The sequence below is a fragment of the Magnetospirillum sp. UT-4 genome, assembly GCF_902729435.1.
Taxonomy (GTDB): Bacteria; Pseudomonadota; Alphaproteobacteria; order Rhodospirillales; family Magnetospirillaceae; genus Magnetospirillum.
Genome location: NZ_CACVCG010000040.1, coordinates 1 through 20,929 on the forward strand (window position 1 = coordinate 1; position 20,929 = coordinate 20,929).

A 20,929-nucleotide genomic window follows, 5' to 3' on the forward strand; every position below is an offset into this window, starting at 1 on the left:
CCGCTGACGCGGCCTCCTCAGGATGAGGCCCGAATGGGGCTGGCTCCGACCGTCAGAACAGGCTGGAATTGACCACCTTGTGGGCGGCGATGCTGGCGGCGTAGCCGGCAGCCACCGCCCAGCTCCAGCGCAGGTGCGACGAGAAGGTGTAGATCCCGCGCGCCTGCCCCATCAGCGCCACGCCGGCGGCCGAGCCGATGGACAGCATCGAGCCGCCGACGCCCGCCGTCAGGGTGATCAGCAGCCATTGCCCCAGCGACATGTCGGGCTGCATGGTCAGCACCGCGAACATCAGCGGGATGTTGTCGAAGATGGCCGAGGCGATGCCGATCAGGATGTTGGCGGTGGTGGGGCCGAGATCGACGTAAAGCAGGTTCGACACCATGGTCAGGTAGCCGATCACCCCCAGGGCGCCGACGCACATCATGACGCCGTAGAAGAACAGCAGGGTATCCCACTCGACGCGGGCGATCTTGCGGAAGACGTCGTAGGGGTAGTCCTGGGTCTTGTGCGCCTTGCGCTTCAGGTAATAGCCGAACAGCTGCAGCAGCCCCAGCCCGGTCATCATGCCCAGCACCGGCGGCAGGTGCAGGAAGTTGTGGAAGCAGACCGCGGTGGCGATGGTCAGCGCGAACAGCGCCTGGATGCGCCGGGCGCCGGGCAGCATGGAGACCACCTCGCCGCTGGAATGGGGCGCCCCCTTGGGCAGAGAGAAGTGCATCAGCGCCGCCGGCACCAGGAAGTTCACCACCGAGGGGATGAACAGGGCGAAGAATTCGGAAAATTGGACCACCCCCTTCTGCCACACCATCAGGGTGGTGATGTCGCCGAACGGGCTGAAGGCGCCGCCGGCATTGGCCGCCACCACGATGTTGATGCAACTGACCGCGACGAAGCCGCGCTGGCCGACACCCACCGCCATCACCACGGCGCACATCAGCAGCGCGGTGGTCAGGTTGTCGGCCACCGGCGAGATGAAGAAGGCCAGGGTGCCGGTCAGCCAGAACAGCTTGCGATAGCTGAAGCCCGAGCGCACCAGCCACGACCGCAGCGCCTCGAACACCTTGCGTTCATCGAGGGCGTTCACGTAGGTCATGGCGACCAGCAGGAACAGCATCAGCTCGGAATATTCCAGGATGACGTGGCGGACCGCCACGGCCACGTGCTCGCTCTGGCCCTCGACGGCGTAGGCGACGGCCACCAGCACCCACATCACGCCGGCGGCGACCACCACCGGCTTGGACTTGCGCAGGTGGGTGGCCTCCTCGGCGATGACCAGGCCGTAGGCGAGGGCGAACACCGCCAGCGCGGCGAAGCCGACCCACGAGCCGGTGAGGTCCAGGGCCGCCCCGCCGGCGGCCCAGGCCGGGCCGCTCCACAATGCCAGTGCGGCCGCCGCCGCCAATCCGGTTCGCCAAGTCGCCATGGTCGTCCTCGTTCCTTCTGCCAGGGTGGGCTAACGCGGGCAGACCGCGTCGTAAAGCATTGCCGGCTCGCCGCCCTCGATCCACGCGGCCGCTTCGGGCAGCGGGGCGTCGTCGGCGCCGGTCAGCGCCCGGCGGCGGCGGCCGCAATCGACCAGTTGGGGCAGGGTCAGCGTTTCTTCATACTGCTCGACCAGCCGGGTGGTCACCAGCCGCAGATGCGGGTGGTCGGGATGGGTCATGACCGCGCTGCGGTCGATCACCACCAGGCCCCCGGTCATCGGCCGCAGCAGGGTCCACGGCTCGATCAGGCTGGTCTTGGGCAGCGCCTGGATCACCACCGAGTCCTCGGGCAGCCGCGCCACCGTGCGCTCGGCCCAGGTGTAGCGGCTCCAGACCTGGTAGCCGACCATGGCCAGCGCCGCCACCAGCGGCACCACCTTGCGGGCGCCGCGCCAGCCCAGCAGGCGGGCCGCCAGCAGGAACACGCCGGCGGCGGCAAGCCCGATGCAGACAACGATGATCAGTTCGAACGCCATCGCTTCCGCCCCGTCAGAACCGGCTGAGCTGGTAGGTGTTGGCCAGCGACGATTGCAGCGTCTTGATGACGTTGAACGCCGCCTTCAGGTGGCTGCGGTCGAACGACGACAGATCGTCGGGCGAGGCGAAATTGTCGGGCTTGCGGCCCTCGCGGATGCAGCGGGCCTGGTGACGCAGGCGCACGATGCTGATGAATTCCAGCGCGTCGCGCAGGTCGGCGGCGCCGTCCTGGCTCAGCGCCTTGGCCGCGCCCGCCGCCTCGATGCGCTCGAAGGTGTTGACCGCCGGCACTCCGGCCGCCAGGCCATGGACGCGGGCGAGATCGACGATGGGGACGATGCCGTTGTGCTTGAGGTCGAGGGTGTGGTCGCGCCCGCCCCCCGAGGCCAGCACCAGGTTGCGGAAGAATCCCAGCGGCGGCCGGTGGGTCAGGGCGTTGTGCGCCATGTGCGCCTGGAAGATGCGGTTGCGCTGGGACTTCTCGACGATGGAGCGGTGCAGGTCTTCGAACAGGCCGGCATCGCCATGGACCGCGCGAAGGTCGAAGAACACCGAGGACAGCATCAGCGCCTTGGGCTGCGGCTCGTCGATCCATTTGCGGAAATACTCGCGCCAGGCGGCCAGCGGCCGGCGCCACTGGTCGGTGCGGGCCATCATCTCGCCCGGGCAGTAGACATAGCCGCAGGCATTCAGCCCGTCGGTGACGAAGGTGGCGAGGGTGCGGAAGTAGTCACCGTGGGCGGCCTCGTCGTATGCGTCGGCCAGGATCATGCAATTGTCCTGGTCCGACAGCGCGGTCTGCTCCTGGCGCGCCTGCGAGCCGGCGGCCATCCAGACATAGGGAACCGGCGGCGGTCCCAGGCGGGCCTCGGCCAGGGCGAGAAGCCGCTCGGTCACCGCGTCGGTCAGCGCCGACACCACCCGGCCGATGCTCTGGGCGGTGGCGTCGGCCGCCGCCATGTCCTCGACCAGGGCCGGGATCTGGGCGGTCACCGCGCGCAAGCCCTCGGTGGCGTCGGCAAGGTGGATCTTCTTGGCCAGGAACAGCGGCGAATGGGTATGGGTGTCGGCCACCGTCGAGGTGGTCAGGCAGCCGACCACCCGGCCGTGGTCGAGCACCGGCAGGTGGTGGATGTTGTGGCGCGACATGGCCAGCATGGCTTCGAACACCAGGTCGGTGGCCTCGATGCAGCGGGGCCCGTGCGACATCACCGCGGCCACCGGGGTGTCCAGCGCCAGACCCTCGGCCACCACCCGGCTGCGCAGGTCGCGGTCGGTGAGGATGCCGGCCAGGGCGCCATCGGGCGCGGTCAGCATCAGCGCCGACACCTTGTGCTCGCGCATGCGCCGGGCCGCGTCCTGCACCGTGATGTCGCCCGGCGCGGTGACCGGCGCCCGGCTCAGCACGTCCTGGATGCGCATGGACAGCAGGCCCATTTCCTTGGCGCCGGCCTTCATGGCGTCGCCGATGCGGCCGCCGTCGAACATGGCGAAGAAATAGGACAGCGGCGGATGATCGGCGCGCAGCCGCGCCACCAGCGCCTGGGGCAGCAGCCACAGTTCGCAATCCTCGATGATTTCGGTGCGGTTGACCGCCACCCCGTCGCGCAGCAGGGCGCGCACGCCGAAGCACTCGCCCTCGCCCATGCGGGCCAGCAGCTGGCCGTCGCCGTCCAAAGTCTCGGCGGCGCCGCTGCGCACCACGTAGAGCGCCGCGACCCGGTCGCCGGGCTGCCACAGCACGGTGCCCTTGGCCGCCCGCACGATCTCGACGGCGGCGGCGGCCTCGTCCAGCGCCGAGATCGGCAGCAGGTCGAAGGGGTGGTGGACGGACAGGAAATCGCGGATGTCGGCGATGGCGGGGGTCATGGGAATTCCATCAATTGGGCCGCTTGCGGGCGGCGCCAGGGTAGCACACGGAAAACGACCCCCGCGAGCGGTGCTCGCGGGGGCCTTTTCAATCGTGCACGCCGCTCAGTGGCTCTGGGCGGTGCCGGCACCGGCGGGGAGACGGATGTCTTCCACCATGTGCTGGATGTGCTCGGGCGGCGCCGCCGTGACCTTGGACACGCCGAACGCCACGGCGAAGTTCAGGAGCATGCCCACCGTGCCGATGCCTTCCGGCGAGATCCCGAACAGCCAGTGCTCGGGCGTGTTCGGAGCCATCGGGGTGATGAAGATGCCCTTGAAGTAGAGGATGTAGCCGAAGGTGAAGAACAGGCCGGTCAGCATGCCGGCGATCGCCCCCTCGCGGTTCACGGTCTTCGAGAAGATACCCATCAGGATGACCGGGAACAGGGACGATGCCGCCAGACCGAAGGCGAAGGCCACCACCTGCGCCACGAACCCGGGGGGGTTGTAGCCGAGATAGCCGGCGATGCCGATGGCCACCGCCGCGGCGATGCGGCCGGCCATCAGCTCGTTCTTCTCGCTGATGTCGGGCATGATGGCGCCCTTCAGCAGGTCGTGCGAGATGGACGAGGAAATCACCAGCAGCAGGCCGGCGGCGGTGGACAGCGCGGCGGCGATGCCGCCGGCGGCCACCAATGCGATCACCCAGTTCGGCAGACCCGCGATCTCGGGGTTGGCCAGCACCATGATGTCGTTGTCGACCTTCAGCTCGTTGCCCTTCCAGCCGAAGCTGGCGGCCTTCTCGGCGAAGGCCTTGTTGCCGTCGTTGTAGTACTGGATGCGGCCGTCGCCGTTCTTGTCGGTGAACTTCAGAAGGCCGGTCTGTTCCCAGCGCTTCATCCACTCGGGACGCTGCTCGGCGGAAAGGTTGCCCTCGGGCGAGCCGACCGCGCCGGTCTGCACCGTGGTGGTCAGGTTCAGGCGGGCCATGGCGCCCACCGCCGGAGCGACGGTGTACAGCAGGGCGATGAACACCAGCGCCCAGCCGGCCGACGAGCGCGCGTCACGCACCTTCGGCACGGTGAAGAACCGCACGATCACGTGCGGCAGGCCGGCGGTGCCGACCATCAGGGCGAAGGTGATGGCGAAGATGTCGATGGTCGACTTGTTGCCCGCGGTGTAGGCCGCGAAGCCCAGATCGGTCACCACCTGGTTGAGGCGGTCGAGCATGAAGCCCGAGCCGTCCGACAGGGTCGAGCCGAAGGCCATCTGCGGCAGCGGGTTGCCGGTCAGCTGGAACGAGATGAACACCGCCGGGATGGTGTAGGCGGTGATCAGCACCACGTACTGCGCCACCTGGGTGTAGGTGATGCCCTTCATGCCGCCCAGCACCGCGTAGATGAACACGATGCCCATGCCGACCATCAGGCCGGTGACGATCTCCACTTCAAGGAAGCGCGAGAACACGATGCCGACGCCGCGCATCTGGCCGGCGACATAGGTGAACGAGATGAAGATCAGGCACACCACGGCGACCATGCGGGCGGCCTTGGAATAGTAGCGGTCGCCGATGAACTCGGGCACCGTGAACTTGCCGTATTTGCGCAGGTACGGGGCCAGAAGCATGGCCAGCAGCACGTAGCCGCCGGTCCAGCCCATCAGGTAGACCGAGCCGCCGTAACCCAGGAAGGCGATCAGGCCGGCCATGGAGATGAACGACGCGGCGCTCATCCAGTCGGCGCCGGTCGCCATGCCGTTGACCACGGGATGGACGCCGCCGCCGGCGACGTAGAACTCGCCGGTGCTGCTGGCGCGGGTCCACATGGCGATGCCGATGTACAGGACGAACGTCAGTCCGACGACGATGTAGGTGAGTGTCTTGAGATCCATGATTTTCCGCCCCTCAGTCTTCGTGCACGTCGTGTTCGCGGTCGATCTTGTTCATGCGCGCGGCATAGAAGAAGATCAGGGCGACGAAGACATAGATCGAGCCGTTCTGGGCGAACCAGAAGCCGAGCTTGAATCCGCCGATCTGGATGGCGTTGAGGGCGTCGGCGAACAGGATGCCGAAGCCGTAGGAAACGACGAACCAGATGGCAAGGCAAAAGAAAATCAGCTTCAGGGACGCGCGCCAGTAATCGGCTGCGTTCTCCCTTTCTTTGTCGGTCATGGCCTTCAAATCGTGCATCTCCGTGCTCCCGACTTTTTTGTTATGCGCGACCCGTCCGGCTTGACCCCCGGCGCAGCGAAACCCTGCGCGTCGGGACACATCGAGACGTGCCGCGCCCCCTATCCTGGCAGAGATACAGGATTGCGAGGTGTCAGTCGAGAAAAACGGAAGGCCAATGAGCTGTTATGACATGAAAAATATCACTAAGGTCGCAAATAAGTACCAATACCTAGGTACAGCTACTTAGGTATTTTATTTCGTGTATTCCACTTTCATTTTTGTTTGACCCCGCATGTTCATGGCATATACGGTCCGCATCATTGGAGCCCCGTCAGGGGTGAGGAGAGAGGACCGCATACCGGCCGCCGCAGGCCTTCGCGCCGTCGCCGTCCGGGTTGCATTTGGACCTTGTTGTTGTACCCACACTTTCCTTGACCCCGGCCGGGGCTTCCCGGGCCGGGGTTTCTTTTTTGGATGGGCGGGGTGTCCGGTGCCGGGGGGTGAAAAAGTGGATTCACCACGAAGACACGAAGGGCACGAAGAGCGCACGGAGGAAAAAACATCCTTCTCTGTGTCTCTGTGGTTAATCCCCTGGCGGGATCTGAGGGGGTGATGCCTCGTCGCGCGCACTGACCGTCGTCCCCGCGCAGGCGGGGACCCAGGGGTGCACCACTGGCTTGTCCGCGACTCCTGGGTTCCCGCCTGCGCGGGAACGACGGAGTGCGCTTTCCTTTCGGGGGCGCCCGGCGGCGCTTACAGCCCCAGCAGCACCGCCTGGCGCACCAGTTCGGCCAGGCTGGCGGCCCGCATCTTCTCGGCCAGATGGGCGCGGTGGATGTCGACGGTGCGCGGGCTGATGCCCAGGCGCTGGGCGACGTCCTTGGTCGACAGGCCGGCGGCGACCAGGGACATCACCTCCCGTTCGCGCTCGGTCAGGGTCTCGAAGCGGGCGCGGATGCCGGCCAGGCGGCTGCGGTCGGCGGCGGGTGCCGCCTGGCCCGCCACCCGCTCGAGGCTGGCCAGCAGGACGGCGTCGGTGAAGGGCTTCTCGATGAAGTCGGCGGCGCCGGCGCGCAGCGCCTGGATGGCCAGCCCGAGATCGGCATAGCCGGTGATGAACACCACCGGCACGTCCACTCCCATCTCCAGCAAGGCGTGGCGCAGCTCGATGCCGGACATGCCCGGCATGGTGATGTCGCTGACCAGGATGCCCGGCCGGTCCGGCGCGATGAAGTCGAGGAAGGCGCGGGCCGAGGCGAAGCCCTGGGTGCGATAGCCGTGCGAGTTCAGCAGCGCGCACAGGGACTGGGTCACGGCCTGGTCGTCATCGACGATCCAGAGGTCAGGCTTGTCGGTCATGGGCACCCGTGGGAACGATGGGCAGGGTCAGGCGGAAGGTGGCGCCCTTGCCGGGCTCGGGCGGATCATGCCACAGGGCGCCGCCCTGCGCCTCGGCCATGGCGCGGCTGATGGACAGGCCGATACCGATGCCGTCGGGGCGGCCGGTGACGAAGGGCTGGAAGATCTGCTCGACGATGGCGGCCGACAGGCCGGGACCGCTGTCGCTCACCGCCAGCTCGATCTCGCGCCCGCCGGCGAGCACCCGGGCGGCGAGGTCGATCCGGCGGACGGCCGGCGCGGCCTCGGCGATGGCCTGGATGGCGTTGGACATCAGGTTGACCAGGATCTGCAAGGTCTGGATCTCGTCGGCGAGGATGCGGGGCAGCGGCGCCCCCTCGTCGAAGCCGATGCGGACGCGGTGCCGCTCGGCCAGGGGCTGGACCAGAGCCTGCGCCTCATGGATGCAGCGGGCCAGCTCGACCGGCTGGCGCCGCGCCTCGCCCTTGCGCACGAAATCGCGGATGCGGCGCACGATCTCGTCGGCGCGCAGCACCTGCGCTTCGGCCAGGCGGACGTTGTCGGCGGCCTCGGCGGCGGCCGGCGGCGACTGGTCGAGCAGCCGGCGGCCGGCGGCCAGGAAATTGAGGATGGCGGCCAGCGGCTGCTTCAGCTCGTGCGCCAGGCCGGCCGCGATCTCGCTGGTGGCATGGACGCGGCTGAGGCGGGACAGCTCGTTCCAGCGGTCGCGCAGGGCGCGCTCGGCGCGCTGGCGCATGTCGGCGGTGGCGGCCATCAGGATGCCGGTGACCGCCAGCGTCAGCATCAGCAGCTGCAGCGCCGTCACGGTCAGCTCGGGCAGGTCGCGCAGCGTCGTGGCGGCGATGATGCACAGCTGGGTCATGGCCAGCAGCAGCAGGGTCGGAAACAGCCCGCCGCGCAGCGCCACCCAGATCACCGGCGGGAACAGCACATAGAAGAAGCGCAGCTCGTCGGTGCTTTCCAGCCCGAACACCACCCAGTTCACCACCGCCGCCAGGGCGAACTGGCCGGCGCGCTCCCGGCTTGGCCGCCGGATCCGCCAGCCGTGGGCCGCCCAGCGCACGAACAGGGGCGCGAACAGCGCGATCCCGGCCAGGTCGCCGACCACCCGGCGGGTGAGGATCTGCACGAACCAGCCGGCCTCCATGTGAAGCTGGTCGGTGACGAAGACGATGCGGAAGATGGTGGCGGGCACCACCGCCAGGGCGGCGACCACCATGAACAGGGCGAGATCGCGCGGCCGCTCCAGCTGCGGCGACGCCCCACGGATGCGCCGGAAGGCGCCGGCCGCCAGGGCGAACACCAGGGCGTAGCTGACGGCGCTGGGAATGGACGCGCCCAGCGGCATGTCGCGGATCAGCAGGTCGGCCAGCACCGAGGCCAGCGCCACCACCGGCCATTGCGCCGCGCCCCGGATCAGCAGGAAGGCGACGGCGAGGCCGGTCTTGGGGCTCCACGGAGTGACCGAGATGCCGAGCAGGTCGTCGACGAAACTCAGGCGGTCGAGGGCGATGAACAGCAGCACGAAGGCCGCCCAGCGCAGGATCTGCCGGCCCGGCGCCGTCCCAAGGTCGGGGATGCTGACGGGGGCGGGGCTCAGGGCAGGGCCTTCAGCCATGCGGCCGCCACCCCGGTCGATGCCGGCTCCAGAGCGTCGGCCTGCGGGGCGGCGAGCCGGAGCGCGGCAAGGGTGATGGCCGGTCGCAGCCGAATGCCAGGTGCCATGTGTCCGCTCCGTGCCAACGCGCCAATGCAGTGCGATCCAGCGTAGCAGAGCGGCCGGGCGGCAGGGAGGGCGAAGATCAGGGCGATCGCCGGCGCCGACCGCGTCCGCGCCGGCCCGGTCTCAGCCGCAGGTGCCGCAGCAGGAGGCGCCCCGCTCGGTCGGCGCGGCGGCGACCCGCCCGATGCGCACCCGCCACACCTCGGGTCCGGATTCGAGATAGCTCCAGTCGAATTCGCCCGGGCGCCGGGCGTTGAACTGATGGAACAGCGGCCGCGGGTCGTGGTCGGCGGCGATGATCACCGCCCCCTCTGCCGGCACGGCGTCGAAGGCCGAAAAAATGGTGGTGTGACGGTCCTGCGGCTGGATCGTGCGCACGTCAAGAACGACCTCGGTCACTGCGTTGTCCTCCGGAAGCTGGTGTCGGACCCGACCCTAGCGGCCGGCCGCGAGTCCCGGATTGATGGCGGTCAAGGGACAGCCGGGCCGGCCGTCGTCAGCGCCGGGGGTCGCGCCGGCGATGCGGGCGCAGCAACGATTGTGCGGGCACGGCGAGTTCTGGGTAGTCTTTGCGCCCCACTCATCATCGCCGGGCTTGACCCGGCGATCTACCGTGGGTCCGCCCGGACGCTTCATGAATCAATGAGTTAGGCCGCGCCGTGTCGATGCCCGGGCATGACGTATCAAGCTGGGGACGCGAGCACCGGGCCTTACGAAGCCGTCAGAATTCCTGCAGCGTCTGGCTCACCGGCGCCGCGGTTGCGGGTTTTGCCGGGGCCGGGGCCGGGGCCGGGGCCGCGCCGGCGGCCGGAGCGCCGGCGGCAGGGGGGGTCGGCTTGGCCGCCGGTTCGCCCGTGGCGTCGCCGCCCTTGATTTGCTTGGTCAGGGCTTTCACCCGGTTGTCGAGATTGGTGAGCATGGCGCGGTCCGACTCGACCGCCTTGTTCCAGTCGGCCCGCTCGTTCTTCAGCGCCGCTTCCAGCGTTTCGATGCGGGCCAGCAGCGGCGTCAGCAATTCCCCCACCTTGGCGGCGTTCTCGGCGTGCATGTTGGCCTTGATCTTCTCGATCTCCTCCAGCAGGTCACGCTTGATCCAGCGGGACTTCTTGTCGAGGTCCTCGCCCATCTTGCCCAGCCGTTCCTCGACCTCGGTGTTGATCTGCACCTTGATCTCGTAGGCGGACTTGACCAGGTTGCCCATGTACATCATCAGGCCGCCGCCGACGATCAGGATGACACCGGCCGCCAGACTGATGATGAGGACCGTCGAAAAGCCCATGACGCCTGTCTTCGCACGCGGCGGGGGAGAGTTCCGCCATCGCGGACAATGTCGTTCAAGCGCGAAACCAATGCAATAGGTGTCGGCGGTCCGAGGCTCCCCCGTTATTGACTCGGTGTGCGGTGCGGCGGAATATCCGGGGCGAGGCGGGGCCGGGGGGTGCCGCCCGATCCTGCCACGCATCAGCCATTGGGGGGACAGCCCATGCTCGCTCGCCTGACCCGTCTCGCCGCCGCCGCCCTGGCCGGCCTCGCCGTCCTGCCGGCCCACGCCGAGGACAAGGTGGTCAACGTCTACAACTGGTCGGACTACATCGCCAAGGACACCCTGGAGACCTTCACCCGGGAAACCGGCATCAAGGTGAAGTACGACACCTACGCCGACAACGAGATCCTCGACACCAAGCTGTCGGCGGGCAAGTCGGGCTATGACGTGGTGTTCCCCTCGGCCTCGCCGTTCTTCGCCGCCCAGGTCAAGGCGGGCATGTACCAGCCCCTCGACGTCGCCAGGCTGCCCAACGCCGCCGGCCTGGACAAGGGCGTCATGGCCAACCTGGCCAAGGTCGATCCCGGCAACCGCTTCGGCGTCCCCTACATGATGGCGGCCACCGGCTTCGCCTACAACGTCGACAAGATCGGGAAGGCGATGCCCGACGCGCCCGTGGACTCGTGGGCGATGCTGTTCGATCCGGCGGTGGTGTCCCGGTTCAAGGGCTGCGGCGTGTCGCTGCTCGACACTCCGACCGAGGCGGTGCCGGCCATGCAGATCTACCGGGGCAAGGACCCCCAGGTGCAGAATGCGGACAGCCTGGCCGCCGCCATGGAGGCGCTGACGCCGCTGCGCCCCAATTACCGCTACGTCAATTCCGAGCGCTACCGCGCCGATCTCGCCAACGGCGACATCTGCCTGGCCCACGGCTATGTCGGCGATCTGGTGCAGTCGCGCAGCCGCGCCGCCGAGGCCAAGAAGAAGCAGGACATCGCCATCGTCATCCCCAAGGAAGGCGCCCTGGTCAACATCGACGTCATGGCCATTCCCGCCGACGCCCCCCATCCCGAGGCGGCGCACGCCTTCATCAACTTCATCCTGCGCCCCGACGTGATCGCCGGCATCACCAACGAGGTCGGCTATGCCAACGCGGTGCCGGCGGCCATGGACAAGACCGACCCGGCCATCGCCAAGGACCCGGTGATCTTCCCGCCGGCGGCGGTGCAGGCCAAGCTGCACACCCCGCCGCCGCCGGCCGGCCGCGACTACGACCGCGCCCGCAGCCGCGCCTGGTCCAAGTTCCGCGCCGCCAAGAAATAGGGCGCCGGCCTTGGCCGCCATCGCCATCCGCCTGGAGGGCATCGAGAAGCGGTTCGGCGACACCGAGGCGGTCGCCGGCATCGATATCGAGATCGCCGAGGGGGAGTTCTTCTCCCTGCTCGGCCCCTCGGGCTGCGGCAAGACCACGCTGCTCAGGATGCTGGCCGGGTTCGAGAGCCCGTCGGCAGGTCGGGTGCTGATCGGCGGGGCGGACGTCACCGACGTGCCGCCCTACGAGCGGCCGGTGAACATGATGTTCCAGTCCTACGCCCTGTTCCCGCACATGAGCGTCGCCGACAACGTCGCCTTCGGCCTGAAGCAGGACGGGGTGCCCCGGCCCGAGATCCGGGAACGGGTGGCGGCGGCCCTCGATCTGGTGCAGATGGGCGACTTCGCCGGGCGGCGGCCGCATCAGCTGTCGGGCGGCCAGCGCCAGCGGGTGGCGCTGGCGCGCAGCCTGGTCAAGCGGCCCAAGGTGCTGCTGCTGGACGAGCCGCTGTCGGCGCTGGACAAGAAGCTGCGCGAGCAGACCCAGTTCGAGCTGGTCAACATCCAGGAAAAGGTGGGCGTCACCTTCGTCATGGTCACCCACGACCAGGAGGAGGCGATGACCATGTCCACCCGCATCGCGGTGATGGACAAGGGCCGCGTGCTGCAGGTCGGCACCCCGCACGAAATCTATGAATACCCGGCCAACCGCGTGGTCGCCGACTTCATCGGCATCGCCAATTTCTTCGACGGACGGGTGGCGGCCGGCGCGGACGGCGTGCTCGAGATCCGCGTCCCCGGCATCGAGGCGCCGCTGGCGGTGGCCGGCACGGCCGAGATCGGCGGGATGGTGACGGTGATGGTGCGGCCCGAGAAGATCGCCATGAGCCGCGACGACGGCACCGCGCCCCCCGGCGCGCTGACCGGCAGGGTGGTGGAGATCGCCTATCTCGGCGACGTCTCCATCTACCATGTCCGCCTGCCCTCGGGCGCGGTCGCCATGGTCACCGCCGCCAATCTGCGCCATTCCTCGGAACCGGCGATCACCTGGGACGATGCGGTGGCGCTGACCTGGCACCCCGGCAACGCGGTGGTGCTGCGGTGACGCGTATCCCGCAAATCTCCCCTCCCCTTGATGGGGAGGGGTCTTTCCTTTTCTGCTCCCCTCCCCTTGATGGGGAGGGGTCGGGGGCGGGGTGGAGTCGCACACTCAAGCGCCGACGCGGTTCACCCCCCACCCCAACCCTCCCCCACAAGGGGGGAGGGAGGAGTTGGTCATGCGCGTAGGCGGCTGGCGCGGCGGGGTCGGGCGGGCGCTGGTGCTGGCGGTGCCCTATGCCTGGCTGGTGCTGTTCTTCCTGGTGCCGCTGCTGATCGTCGGCAAGATCAGCCTGTCCGAGATGCGCGCCGGGGTGCCGCCCTACGAGCCCATCCTGGACTTCGCCGACGGCGCCCTGGTGGGGGTGCGGGCGACGCTGGAGAACTTCGCGCTTCTGTTCGAGGACGACCTCTACGTCGGCGCCTATTTCCAGTCGGTGGGCATCGCCCTGGTCTCGACGCTGCTGTGCCTGCTGATCGGCTATCCCATGGCGCTGGGCATCGCCCGGGCCCGGCCCGACCGGCGCGGGCCGCTGCTGCTGCTGATCATCCTGCCGTTCTGGACCTCGTTCCTGATCCGGGTCTACGCCTGGATGGGCATCCTCAAGGACGAGGGGCTGCTGAACGGCGCGCTGCTGTGGGCGGGGGTGATTTCCGAGCCGCTGGTGATCCTCAACACCGATGCCGCGGTCTATATCGGCATCGTCTATTCCTACCTGCCGTTCATGGTGCTGCCGCTCTACGCCACCCTGGAAAAGCTCGATCCGTCGCTGCTCGAGGCGGCCGCCGATCTGGGGGCGCGGCCCTGGCGGGCGTTCCTGTCGGTGACGCTGCCGCTGTCGCTGCCCGGGGTGGTGGCCGGCTCCATGCTGGTGTTCGTGCCGGCGGTGGGTGAATACGTCATCCCCGACCTCTTGGGCGGCGGCGACACCCAGATGCTGGGCAAGGCGCTGTGGGACGTCTTCGCCTTCAGCCGCGACTGGCCGACGGCGGCCGCCCTGGCGGTGTCCATGCTGGCGGCGCTGGCGCTGCCCATCGCCGTGTTCAACCGCCTGCAGGCCCGCCTGGAGCCGGAGGAGAAATGAGGCGATCGGGTGGCCTTCTGGCGGCGCTGCTGTTCGGCTACGCCTTCCTGTACCTGCCCATCGGCCTGCTGGTGGCGTGGTCGTTCAACGCCTCGCGGGTGGTCAACGTCTGGGGCGGGTTCTCGACCAAGTGGTATGGCGAGCTGACCCGCAACGAAGCGTTCCTCGATGCCGCCTGGCTGTCGCTGAAGGTCGCCGCCACCAGCGCCACCGCGGCGCTGGCGCTGGGGGTGCTGGCGGCGGTGGTGCTGGTGCGGCTGGGCCGCTTTCGCGGCCGGATGCTGTTCAACGGGCTGGTCACCGCGCCGCTGGTGATGCCCGAGGTGATCCTGGGCCTGGCGCTGCTGCTGCTGTTCGTGGCGCTGGAACAGGCGGTGGGCTGGCCCGACGGACGCGGCTTCGCCACCATCGCCATCGCCCATTCCACCATGGGCATGGCCTATGCCACCGTGGTGGTGCGCTCGCGCCTGGCGCAGATGGACCGCAGCCTGGAGGAGGCGGCCATGGATCTGGGGGCGCGGCCCCTGAAGGTGTTCCTGGTCATCACCCTGCCGGTCATCGCGCCGTCGCTGGCGGCGGCCTGGCTGCTGGCCTTCACCCTGTCGCTGGACGACGTGGTGGTGGCGCAGTTTGTCTCGGGTCCCGGCGCCACCACCCTGCCCATCGAGGTGTTCTCGTCGGTGCGCCTGGGGGTGAGCCCCCAGATCAACGCCCTCGGCACCCTCATCGTCGCCGTGGTGGCGGTGCTGATCGTGCTGGCCTGGCGGCTGATGGCCGCCCGGCGCGGCGGGTGACAGCCTCTACCCGGCGCGGCGCTCCTGCGCCTCCTTCGGCTTGGCGGTCATGGCGGCATAGAGCTTCAGGCACTCGGCCTGCCAGAACGCGTCGGGGTCGCCGTCCTCGGGCAGCGCGCCCAGGGTCCGCGCCAGTTCGAAGAACAGGCCGTTGGGCCGCCCCGATGCCTTCTGGATGACGATGCAGCTGACCAGGAAGCCGTGTTCGCGCCAGCTTTCCTGCGACAGGTCGGTGAGCAGGGCGCCGATGACGCCGCGGTGGCGCGGGTTGCGCGACGACAGTCCGGCCGCCTCCATCACCTCGCTGTAGGGAATCAGCCGACCGGCAACGGCGGCGTTGGACACCGACCGCAGCACCTTGGCCCGGCGTTCGCGGGTGTCGCCCTCGATGCGGGCGGCCTGGGCGAACAGCGCCTTCGGGGTCACCCCCTTCCAGGTCTTGCTGCGGCCCTTCACCGAGATGCTTTCCAACTGGCCGGCCTTGATCTGCTCCGACACCGCCGAGCGGGTGATGCCCTTGAATTCGGCCACCATCCCCATCGGGATCATCGCCAGGGAGTGATCCTTCTGCAGGGCCTCCACATAGGCCTCGACCGATCTGAACAGCATGGCGTCCTCCCTCTCAGAGCCTATGCGAACGTCTTAAAACTAAAGTCGAGTATACGCTTGACTTGCCGGTTCACACAGTGAAGGCGGCCTGCGCCCGGCGCGCGGCCGGGTTGCGGACATACCCTGGCTCGGGCACAGTGCCTCTCCATGCCCGCCCCCCCTGCCGCGAACCCGCAATCCTCCGGCCGCGCCGCGCTCGCCTTCTCGTGCGTGGGCCATCTCTACGCCCACCTGTTCGAGCCGATCTTCTACATCGCGGCGCTGGTGCTGCCGGCCGAGCTGGGGCTGCCCTACGGCGAAGTGCTGGCGCTGATCGTCGCCGGCAAGCTGCTCTACGGCCTGCTCGCCCCGGTCGCCGGCTGGCTGGGCGACCGCTGGAGCACGGTGGGGATGATGGCGGTGTACTTCCTCGGCCTGGGCGGCGCTGCGGTGCTGGTCGGGCTGGCCGACGGGCCGGCGACGCTGGCGGCGGCGTTGGCGCTGGTGGGGCTGTTCGGCGCCATCTATCACCCGGTGGGCATCAACTGGCTGCTGCGCAACGCGGTGGACCGGGGCAAGGCCATCGGCGTCAACGGGGTGTTCGGCGGTATCGGACCGGCGGTGGCCGGGCTGGTGGCGGGCGGGCTGATCGAAGCCTTCGGCTGGCGAGCCGCCTTCGTGGTGCCCGGGCTGGCGGTGCTGCTGACCGGCGCCGTCTTCCTGCTGGTCCTGGCTCGGGGCTGGGTGGTCGAGACCCGCATCGACCGGGTTCTGGTGCCGCCGGCCAGCCGCGGCGACACCGTGCGCGCCGGTCTGGTGCTGTCGCTGACCATGCTGTGCGGCGGCCTGGTCTATCAGGCGACCCAGCCGGCCCTGCCCAAGCTGTTCGCCGAGCGCCTGGGCGACGGCGCCGGCATCGGCGAGGCCGCCGCCGCGGTCAGCGCGGTCTATCTCGCCGCCGGCCTGACCCAGGTGCTGGCCGGCCACCTCGCCGACCGCTTCCCGGCCAAATGGGTCTACCTGCTGGCCTATCTCGGCCAGGTGCCGCTGCTCGCCCTGTGCGCCTGGGCCGCCGGCCTGCCGCTGGTGCTGGCCGCCACCCTGGCGGTGGCCTTCAACATGGCCGCCATCCCGGCCGAGAACCTGCTGCTGGCCCGCTACACCCCGGCGCGCTGGCGCGGCACCGCCTTCGGCATGAAATTCGTGCTGTCCTTCGGCGTCTCGGGCCTGGCGGTGCCGTTGGTGTCGCTGCTGCACGGCGCCACCGGCGGCTTCGCGGTGCTGTTCTGGCTGATGGCGGCGGCGGCGCTGGTGGTGGTCGCGGCGGCCCTGGCGCTGCCGGGTGAAAAAAAGGCCGCCAGCCCCGAGGGGTGGCGGCCGAGTCCGGAGGGCCGGAGGTAAAGGGGGGATCAGGCGCCTGCGGGCTTGGCGGCCAGGCGGGCGGGGGCGCCGGCGACCAGGGTCTTGAGCTTGCCCAGGGCCGAGGCCTCGATCTGGCGGACGCGCTCGCGGCTGATGTTGTAGCGCTGGGCCAGGTCTTCCAGGCGCAGCGGCTTGTCGCGCAGGGTGCGCTCGGCGACGATGTCGCGCTCGCGTTCGGTGAGTTCGCTCCAGGCGTGCTTCAGCAGCTCGCGGCGGTACATCAGCTCCTGTCGCTCGCCCAGGCGCTCCTCCACCGACGGGGTGTCGTCGGCCAGCAGCTCGCCGAACGAGGCGCCGCCTTCCACCACCGGGGCGTCCAGCGAGCGCGGCGGCTGGGTCATCAGGCGCTCCATCTCGGCGACGCGCTCGGGCTTGACCCCCAGCTCGGCCGCGACGGTCGCGGTGTCGGCGGCGCTGAGCGAGCCGCCCGAGGGGCCGGTGAGCCGGGCCTTGAGGCCGCGCAGCTTGAAGAACAGGCGCTTGCGCTCGGCCGACAGGCCGAAATTGACCGGGGTGGAGAACTTCAGCACATATTCGAACATGGCGGCGCGCACCCACCACTGGGCGTAGGTGGAAAAGCGCAGGCCGCGCTCCGGCTCGAAGGTCTCCAGCGCCCGCACCAGGCCGAGATTGCCCTCGGCGATGAGGTCGGCGGTGCCCAGGCCGTAGCCCTTGAACTGGGCGGCGGTCTTGGCCACCAGGCGCAGATGGGCCTCGATCAGCCGGGTGCGCGCGCCCTCGTCGGAATTGTCGCGCCAGCGGCGGATCAGCTCGGCTTCGTCCTCGCCCGACAGCAGCGGCGCCTCACGCAGGGCGCGAAAGTACGAGGTGGCGGGGTCCGAGGAGGCTCGGGGGGTGGACATGGTCTTCTCCCAGGTTCAGTAACCTTGACAATGAAACTAGGGCGCGCGCGGTGATAATGCCAATCGATTTGTCTTTCATTATTGATAGGAAAAGGTTATAACACAGCCATGGCCGTCTCCCTCCGTCAGTTGCGCTGCCTGGTCGCCGTCGCCGAAACGCTGCATTTCCGCCGCGCTGCCGAGCGCCTGGGCCTGTCCCAGCCGGCGCTGTCGGCCCAGGTTGCCCAGTTCGAGGACACGCTGGGGGTGTTGCTGGTGGAGCGCACCCGCCGCCGGGTGCTGCTCACCCCGGTGGGCCGCGAGGTGGCGGACCGGGCGCGGGCCATCCTGCGCGACGTCGCCGACCTGGAACAGGCGGCCCAGGCCGGCAGCCGGCCGCTGGCCGGAACCCTGAGGGTGGGGGTGCTACGCACCCTGGGTCCCTATCTGCTGCCGCACATCCTGCCGGTGCTGCGGAGCCGGTATCCCGAGCTGCGCCTGTACCTGCGCGAGGAGCCGCAGGACCGCCTGCTGGCCGAGCTGGCCCATGGCGACCTCGACCTCCTGCTGGTCGCCGCGGCGCCGCGCGACGACGACCATCTGACCGTGCGCACCCTGTTCCGCGAACCGCTCTATGCGGTGCTGCCGCTGGGCCACCGGCTGGCCGAGAAGCAGTCCCTGATGCCTTCGGACCTGGCCGGGGAACGCCTGATCATGCTCGAGGAGGGCGACGGCATGCGCGAGCCGGCGCTGGTCCTGTGCCGCCAGGCCGGCGCCGCCGAACATCCCGATTTCCGCGCCACTTCGCTGGATTCGCTGCGACAGATGGTGGCCACCGGCCTGGGCGCGACGCTGCTGCCGGCCCTTTACGTCAAGGCCGAGGCCGAGGCCGACGACCAGATCGCGGTGCGCCCGTTCCAGCCGCCGCCGCCCGGCCGCCCCATCGACATGGTGTGGCGCCGCACCACCTCGCGGGTCGAGGAATACCGGCTGCTCGAACGGATGATCGAGGACAACCTGCCGGACGTGGTGGAACGGGCGGCGGGGTGACGGCGCTTCCACTCTCCCCTCCCCTTGATGGGGAGGGGTTGGGGGCGGGGTGAAGCCGCGAACGACCACGTCCGACGCGGTTCCCCCCCCCCACCCCAACCCTCCCCCGCAAGGGGGGAGGGAGAGAGGGGGGGAGGGGGCTTACCGCGCCGCCACCCGCGCCGTGGCCTGGTCCCCCTGGCGGTCGGCCTTGAGCTGGTCGGCGACCAGGAAGGCCAGCTCCAGCGCCTGGGTGGCGTTGAGGCGGGGGTCGCAATGGGTGTGGTAGCGGTCGCCCAGGCGGGCCTCGGTGACCGCCTTGGTGCCGCCGACGCATTCGGTGACGTCCTGGCCGGTCATCTCGAAATGGACACCGCCGGCATGGCTGCCTTCGGCCTTGTGGACGGCGAAGAAGGCGCGCACCTCGGCCAGGATGCGGTCGAACTCGCGGGTCTTGAAGCCGCCGGCGGCCTTGACCGTGTTGGCGTGCATGGGATCGCACGACCACACCACCGAGCGTCCCTCGCGCGCCGCCGCGCGGACCAGGCCGGGCAGGCTCTCGCCGATCTTCTCGGCGCCCATGCGGGTGATGATGGTCAGGCGCCCGGGCTCGTTGTCGGGGTTGAGCGCGTCGATCAGGCGCAGCAGGTCGTCGCCGGACATGCCCGGCCCGGCCTTGAAGCCGATGGGATTCCTGACGCCCCTGAGGAACTCCACGTGGCCGGCGTCGAGCTGGCGGGTGCGCTCGCCGATCCACAGCATGTGGGCCGAGCAGTCGTACCAGTCGCCGGTGGTGGAATCGACGCGGGTCAGCGCCTCCTCGTAGGGCAGCAGCAGCGCCTCGTGCGAGGTGAAGAACTCGGTCTCGCGGATCTGCGGGGTGGTCTCCGAGGTCATGCCGCAGGCTTCCATGAAGGACAGCGTCTCGGACAGGCGGTTGCACAGATCCTCGTACAGCTTGCCCTGCAGCGAGCCGGTGACGCAGCCCAGGGTCCACTGGTGCACCTTGTGCAGGTCGGCATAGCCGCCCTGGGCGAAGGCGCGCAGCAGGTTCAGGGTGGCGGCCGACTGGTTGTAGGCGCGCACCATGCGCTCGGGGTCGGGGATGCGCGAGTCCGGGGTGAAGTCGATGCCGTTGATGATGTCGCCGCGGTAGCTGGGCAGGGTGATGCCGTCGATGGTCTCGGTGTCGGCGCTGCGCGGCTTGGCGAACTGGCCGGCCATGCGGCCGACCTTGACCACCGGCACGGCGGCGCCGTAGGTCAGCACCACCGCCATCTGCAGCATGACGCGGAAGGTGTCGCGGATGTTGTTGGCGCGGAACTCGGCGAAGCTTTCGGCGCAGTCGCCGCCCTGCAGCAGGAAGGCGCGGCCGTCGGCGACGCGGGCCAGCGAGGCCTTCAGGCGCCGCGCCTCGCCGGCGAAGACCAGCGGCGGGAAGGTGCGCAGGGTCTCCTCGGCACCGGCCAGGCGGGCCGCGTCGGGGTAGGTGGGCACCTGGTGCAGGGTCTTCGAGCGCCAGGACTCCGGCGTCCACGGTTCAGCCATCACGTCCTCGAAACAGGAATGTCATCTCGCACGCGCGAGAGCAGGGGGTTCTCTATACGACTCCCGGGCAAAGAATTCCAGCCCGCCGCGACGGAGTTGCTCTGGTCAGGGGCATGCGATCCCACATAATGTGGAACCGCACCGGGAGGAGACCATGACCATCAACGACGAACGCCGCAGCCATTGGCAGGAGGTTTGGACCAGCAAGGCGCCCGAGGGGGTGAGCTGGTACCAGGCCGAGCCCGCCGCCTCGCTGGCCCTGATCGCGCGGGCGGGCCTGTCGCGCGCCGCCGGCATCGTCGATGTCGGCGGCGGCGCGTCGCTGCTGGTGGACCGCCTGCTCGAACGCGGCCACAGCCAGGTCGCCGTGCTCGACGTCTCGGCCGCCGCCCTGGACGTCGCCGCCGACCGCCTGGGGGCGATGGCCGAGGACGTCACCTGGATCGAATCGGACGTGCTGGAATGGCGCCCGGTGCCGGGCCTGTTCGAGCTGTGGCACGACCGCGCCGTGCTGCACTTCCTCACCCGCCCCGAGGAACGCAAGGCCTATCGCAAGGTGATGATGGCGGCGCTGGTGCCGGGCGGCTGGGCGGTGCTGGGCACCTTCGCCCCCGATGGTCCCGAGAAATGCTCCGGCCTGCCGGTGATGCGCCACGACGCCGGCACGCTGTCCGACCTGCTGGGGCCGGATTTCGACCTGGTGGCCGAAATGCGCGAGGAGCACGTCACCCCCAATGGCGGCGTGCAGCACTTCACCTGGTGCCTGTTCCGGCGGATCTAGCCGGATATGCCACCCGTCGGGGCGGGCTGGGGCCGCCCCATACCTCAGTCCAGGGTGGGGCAGGGGCGGGCAATTTTAT

20 protein-coding genes are annotated in these 20,929 nt (G+C 69.3%); 7 read left to right on the forward strand and 13 right to left on the reverse strand.

What is annotated here, in order from left to right; genetic code table 11:
* Positions 1-52: 52 nt before the first annotated feature.
* The 10 genes from nhaD to MTBUT4_RS04625 all read right to left on the reverse strand — a co-directional run bounded on the left by nhaD (position 53) and on the right by MTBUT4_RS04625 (position 10,367).
* A complete protein-coding gene (gene nhaD, locus MTBUT4_RS04585) occupies positions 53-1,426 on the reverse strand; it encodes a sodium:proton antiporter NhaD (RefSeq protein ID WP_173978486.1) in 1,374 nt (457 codons plus the stop codon).
* 30 nt (positions 1,427-1,456) lie between these two features.
* A complete protein-coding gene (locus MTBUT4_RS04590) occupies positions 1,457-1,963 on the reverse strand; it encodes a hypothetical protein (protein WP_173978487.1) in 507 nt (168 codons plus the stop codon).
* Between the two features lie 13 nt (positions 1,964-1,976).
* Positions 1,977-3,833, reverse strand: a complete 1,857-nt coding sequence (locus MTBUT4_RS04595; protein WP_173978488.1) for a DUF294 nucleotidyltransferase-like domain-containing protein — start codon at positions 3,831-3,833, stop codon at positions 1,977-1,979.
* A gap of 105 nt (positions 3,834-3,938) precedes the next feature.
* The gene (locus MTBUT4_RS04600; RefSeq protein ID WP_173978489.1) at positions 3,939-5,705 is read right to left on the reverse strand and encodes a sodium:solute symporter family protein; all 1,767 of its coding nucleotides are present in this window, start codon (positions 5,703-5,705) and stop codon (positions 3,939-3,941) included.
* A gap of 13 nt (positions 5,706-5,718) precedes the next feature.
* Positions 5,719-5,985 carry a DUF4212 domain-containing protein gene (locus MTBUT4_RS04605; protein WP_173978490.1) on the reverse strand — a complete coding sequence of 89 codons (267 nt, stop codon included), beginning with the start codon at positions 5,983-5,985 and terminating at the stop codon, positions 5,719-5,721.
* Positions 5,986-6,738: 753 nt separating this feature from the next.
* Positions 6,739-7,344, reverse strand: coding sequence for a response regulator transcription factor (locus tag MTBUT4_RS04610; RefSeq protein WP_173978491.1), 606 nt, complete (start codon positions 7,342-7,344; stop codon positions 6,739-6,741).
* A complete protein-coding gene (locus MTBUT4_RS04615) occupies positions 7,328-8,983 on the reverse strand; it encodes an ATP-binding protein (protein WP_173978492.1) in 1,656 nt (551 codons plus the stop codon). Before MTBUT4_RS04615 ends, MTBUT4_RS04610 begins: the two co-directional genes overlap by 17 nt.
* Positions 8,962-9,090 carry a hypothetical protein gene (locus MTBUT4_RS19675; RefSeq protein WP_256367216.1) on the reverse strand — a complete coding sequence of 43 codons (129 nt, stop codon included), beginning with the start codon at positions 9,088-9,090 and terminating at the stop codon, positions 8,962-8,964. Before MTBUT4_RS19675 ends, MTBUT4_RS04615 begins: the two co-directional genes overlap by 22 nt.
* Before the next feature lie 121 nt (positions 9,091-9,211).
* On the reverse strand, positions 9,212-9,487 hold the full coding sequence (locus MTBUT4_RS04620) for a DUF2249 domain-containing protein (RefSeq protein ID WP_173978493.1): 276 nt from the start codon (positions 9,485-9,487) through the stop codon (positions 9,212-9,214).
* A 322-nt stretch (positions 9,488-9,809) separates the two neighbouring features.
* On the reverse strand, positions 9,810-10,367 hold the full coding sequence (locus MTBUT4_RS04625; RefSeq protein ID WP_173978494.1) for a hypothetical protein: 558 nt from the start codon (positions 10,365-10,367) through the stop codon (positions 9,810-9,812).
* Positions 10,368-10,571: 204 nt separating this feature from the next.
* Between MTBUT4_RS04625 and MTBUT4_RS04630 the strand changes: the two genes are divergently transcribed.
* The 4 genes from MTBUT4_RS04630 to MTBUT4_RS04645 all read left to right on the forward strand — a co-directional run bounded on the left by MTBUT4_RS04630 (position 10,572) and on the right by MTBUT4_RS04645 (position 14,640).
* Positions 10,572-11,675, forward strand: coding sequence for a polyamine ABC transporter substrate-binding protein (locus tag MTBUT4_RS04630; protein WP_173978495.1), 1,104 nt, complete (start codon positions 10,572-10,574; stop codon positions 11,673-11,675).
* Positions 11,676-11,685: 10 nt separating this feature from the next.
* Positions 11,686-12,768 (forward strand): ABC transporter ATP-binding protein, encoded by a 1,083-nt coding sequence (locus tag MTBUT4_RS04635; protein ID WP_173978496.1) that lies wholly within the window; start codon positions 11,686-11,688, stop codon positions 12,766-12,768.
* A gap of 172 nt (positions 12,769-12,940) precedes the next feature.
* Positions 12,941-13,846: an ABC transporter permease subunit gene (locus MTBUT4_RS04640; protein ID WP_173978497.1), complete on the forward strand. Its 906-nt coding sequence runs from the start codon at positions 12,941-12,943 to the stop codon at positions 13,844-13,846.
* The gene (locus MTBUT4_RS04645; protein WP_173978498.1) at positions 13,843-14,640 is read left to right on the forward strand and encodes an ABC transporter permease subunit; all 798 of its coding nucleotides are present in this window, start codon (positions 13,843-13,845) and stop codon (positions 14,638-14,640) included. Before MTBUT4_RS04640 ends, MTBUT4_RS04645 begins: the two co-directional genes overlap by 4 nt.
* A 6-nt stretch (positions 14,641-14,646) precedes the next feature.
* Here the strand turns inward: MTBUT4_RS04645 and MTBUT4_RS04650 are convergent, their stop codons facing one another.
* On the reverse strand, positions 14,647-15,249 hold the full coding sequence (locus MTBUT4_RS04650) for a hypothetical protein (protein WP_173978499.1): 603 nt from the start codon (positions 15,247-15,249) through the stop codon (positions 14,647-14,649).
* 147 nt (positions 15,250-15,396) lie between these two features.
* On the opposite strand from MTBUT4_RS04650, the gene MTBUT4_RS04655 reads away from it, so the two are divergent.
* Positions 15,397-16,629 (forward strand): MFS transporter, encoded by a 1,233-nt coding sequence (locus MTBUT4_RS04655; protein WP_173978500.1) that lies wholly within the window; start codon positions 15,397-15,399, stop codon positions 16,627-16,629.
* 8 nt (positions 16,630-16,637) lie between these two features.
* Here MTBUT4_RS04655 and MTBUT4_RS04660 read toward each other — a convergent pair whose 3' ends face one another.
* Entirely contained in the window at positions 16,638-17,513 is an 876-nt protein-coding gene (locus MTBUT4_RS04660) for an RNA polymerase factor sigma-32 (protein ID WP_173978501.1), read from the reverse strand.
* A gap of 108 nt (positions 17,514-17,621) precedes the next feature.
* On the opposite strand from MTBUT4_RS04660, the gene MTBUT4_RS04665 reads away from it, so the two are divergent.
* Positions 17,622-18,542 (forward strand): LysR substrate-binding domain-containing protein, encoded by a 921-nt coding sequence (locus MTBUT4_RS04665; protein ID WP_173978502.1) that lies wholly within the window; start codon positions 17,622-17,624, stop codon positions 18,540-18,542.
* Between the two features lie 141 nt (positions 18,543-18,683).
* Here the strand turns inward: MTBUT4_RS04665 and MTBUT4_RS04670 are convergent, their stop codons facing one another.
* Positions 18,684-20,069, reverse strand: a complete 1,386-nt coding sequence (locus tag MTBUT4_RS04670; RefSeq protein ID WP_173978503.1) for a class II 3-deoxy-7-phosphoheptulonate synthase — start codon at positions 20,067-20,069, stop codon at positions 18,684-18,686.
* A 154-nt stretch (positions 20,070-20,223) separates the two neighbouring features.
* Between MTBUT4_RS04670 and MTBUT4_RS04675 the strand changes: the two genes are divergently transcribed.
* On the forward strand, positions 20,224-20,850 hold the full coding sequence (locus MTBUT4_RS04675; protein ID WP_217424109.1) for a class I SAM-dependent methyltransferase: 627 nt from the start codon (positions 20,224-20,226) through the stop codon (positions 20,848-20,850).
* The last annotated feature ends 79 nt before the right edge of the window (positions 20,851-20,929 follow it).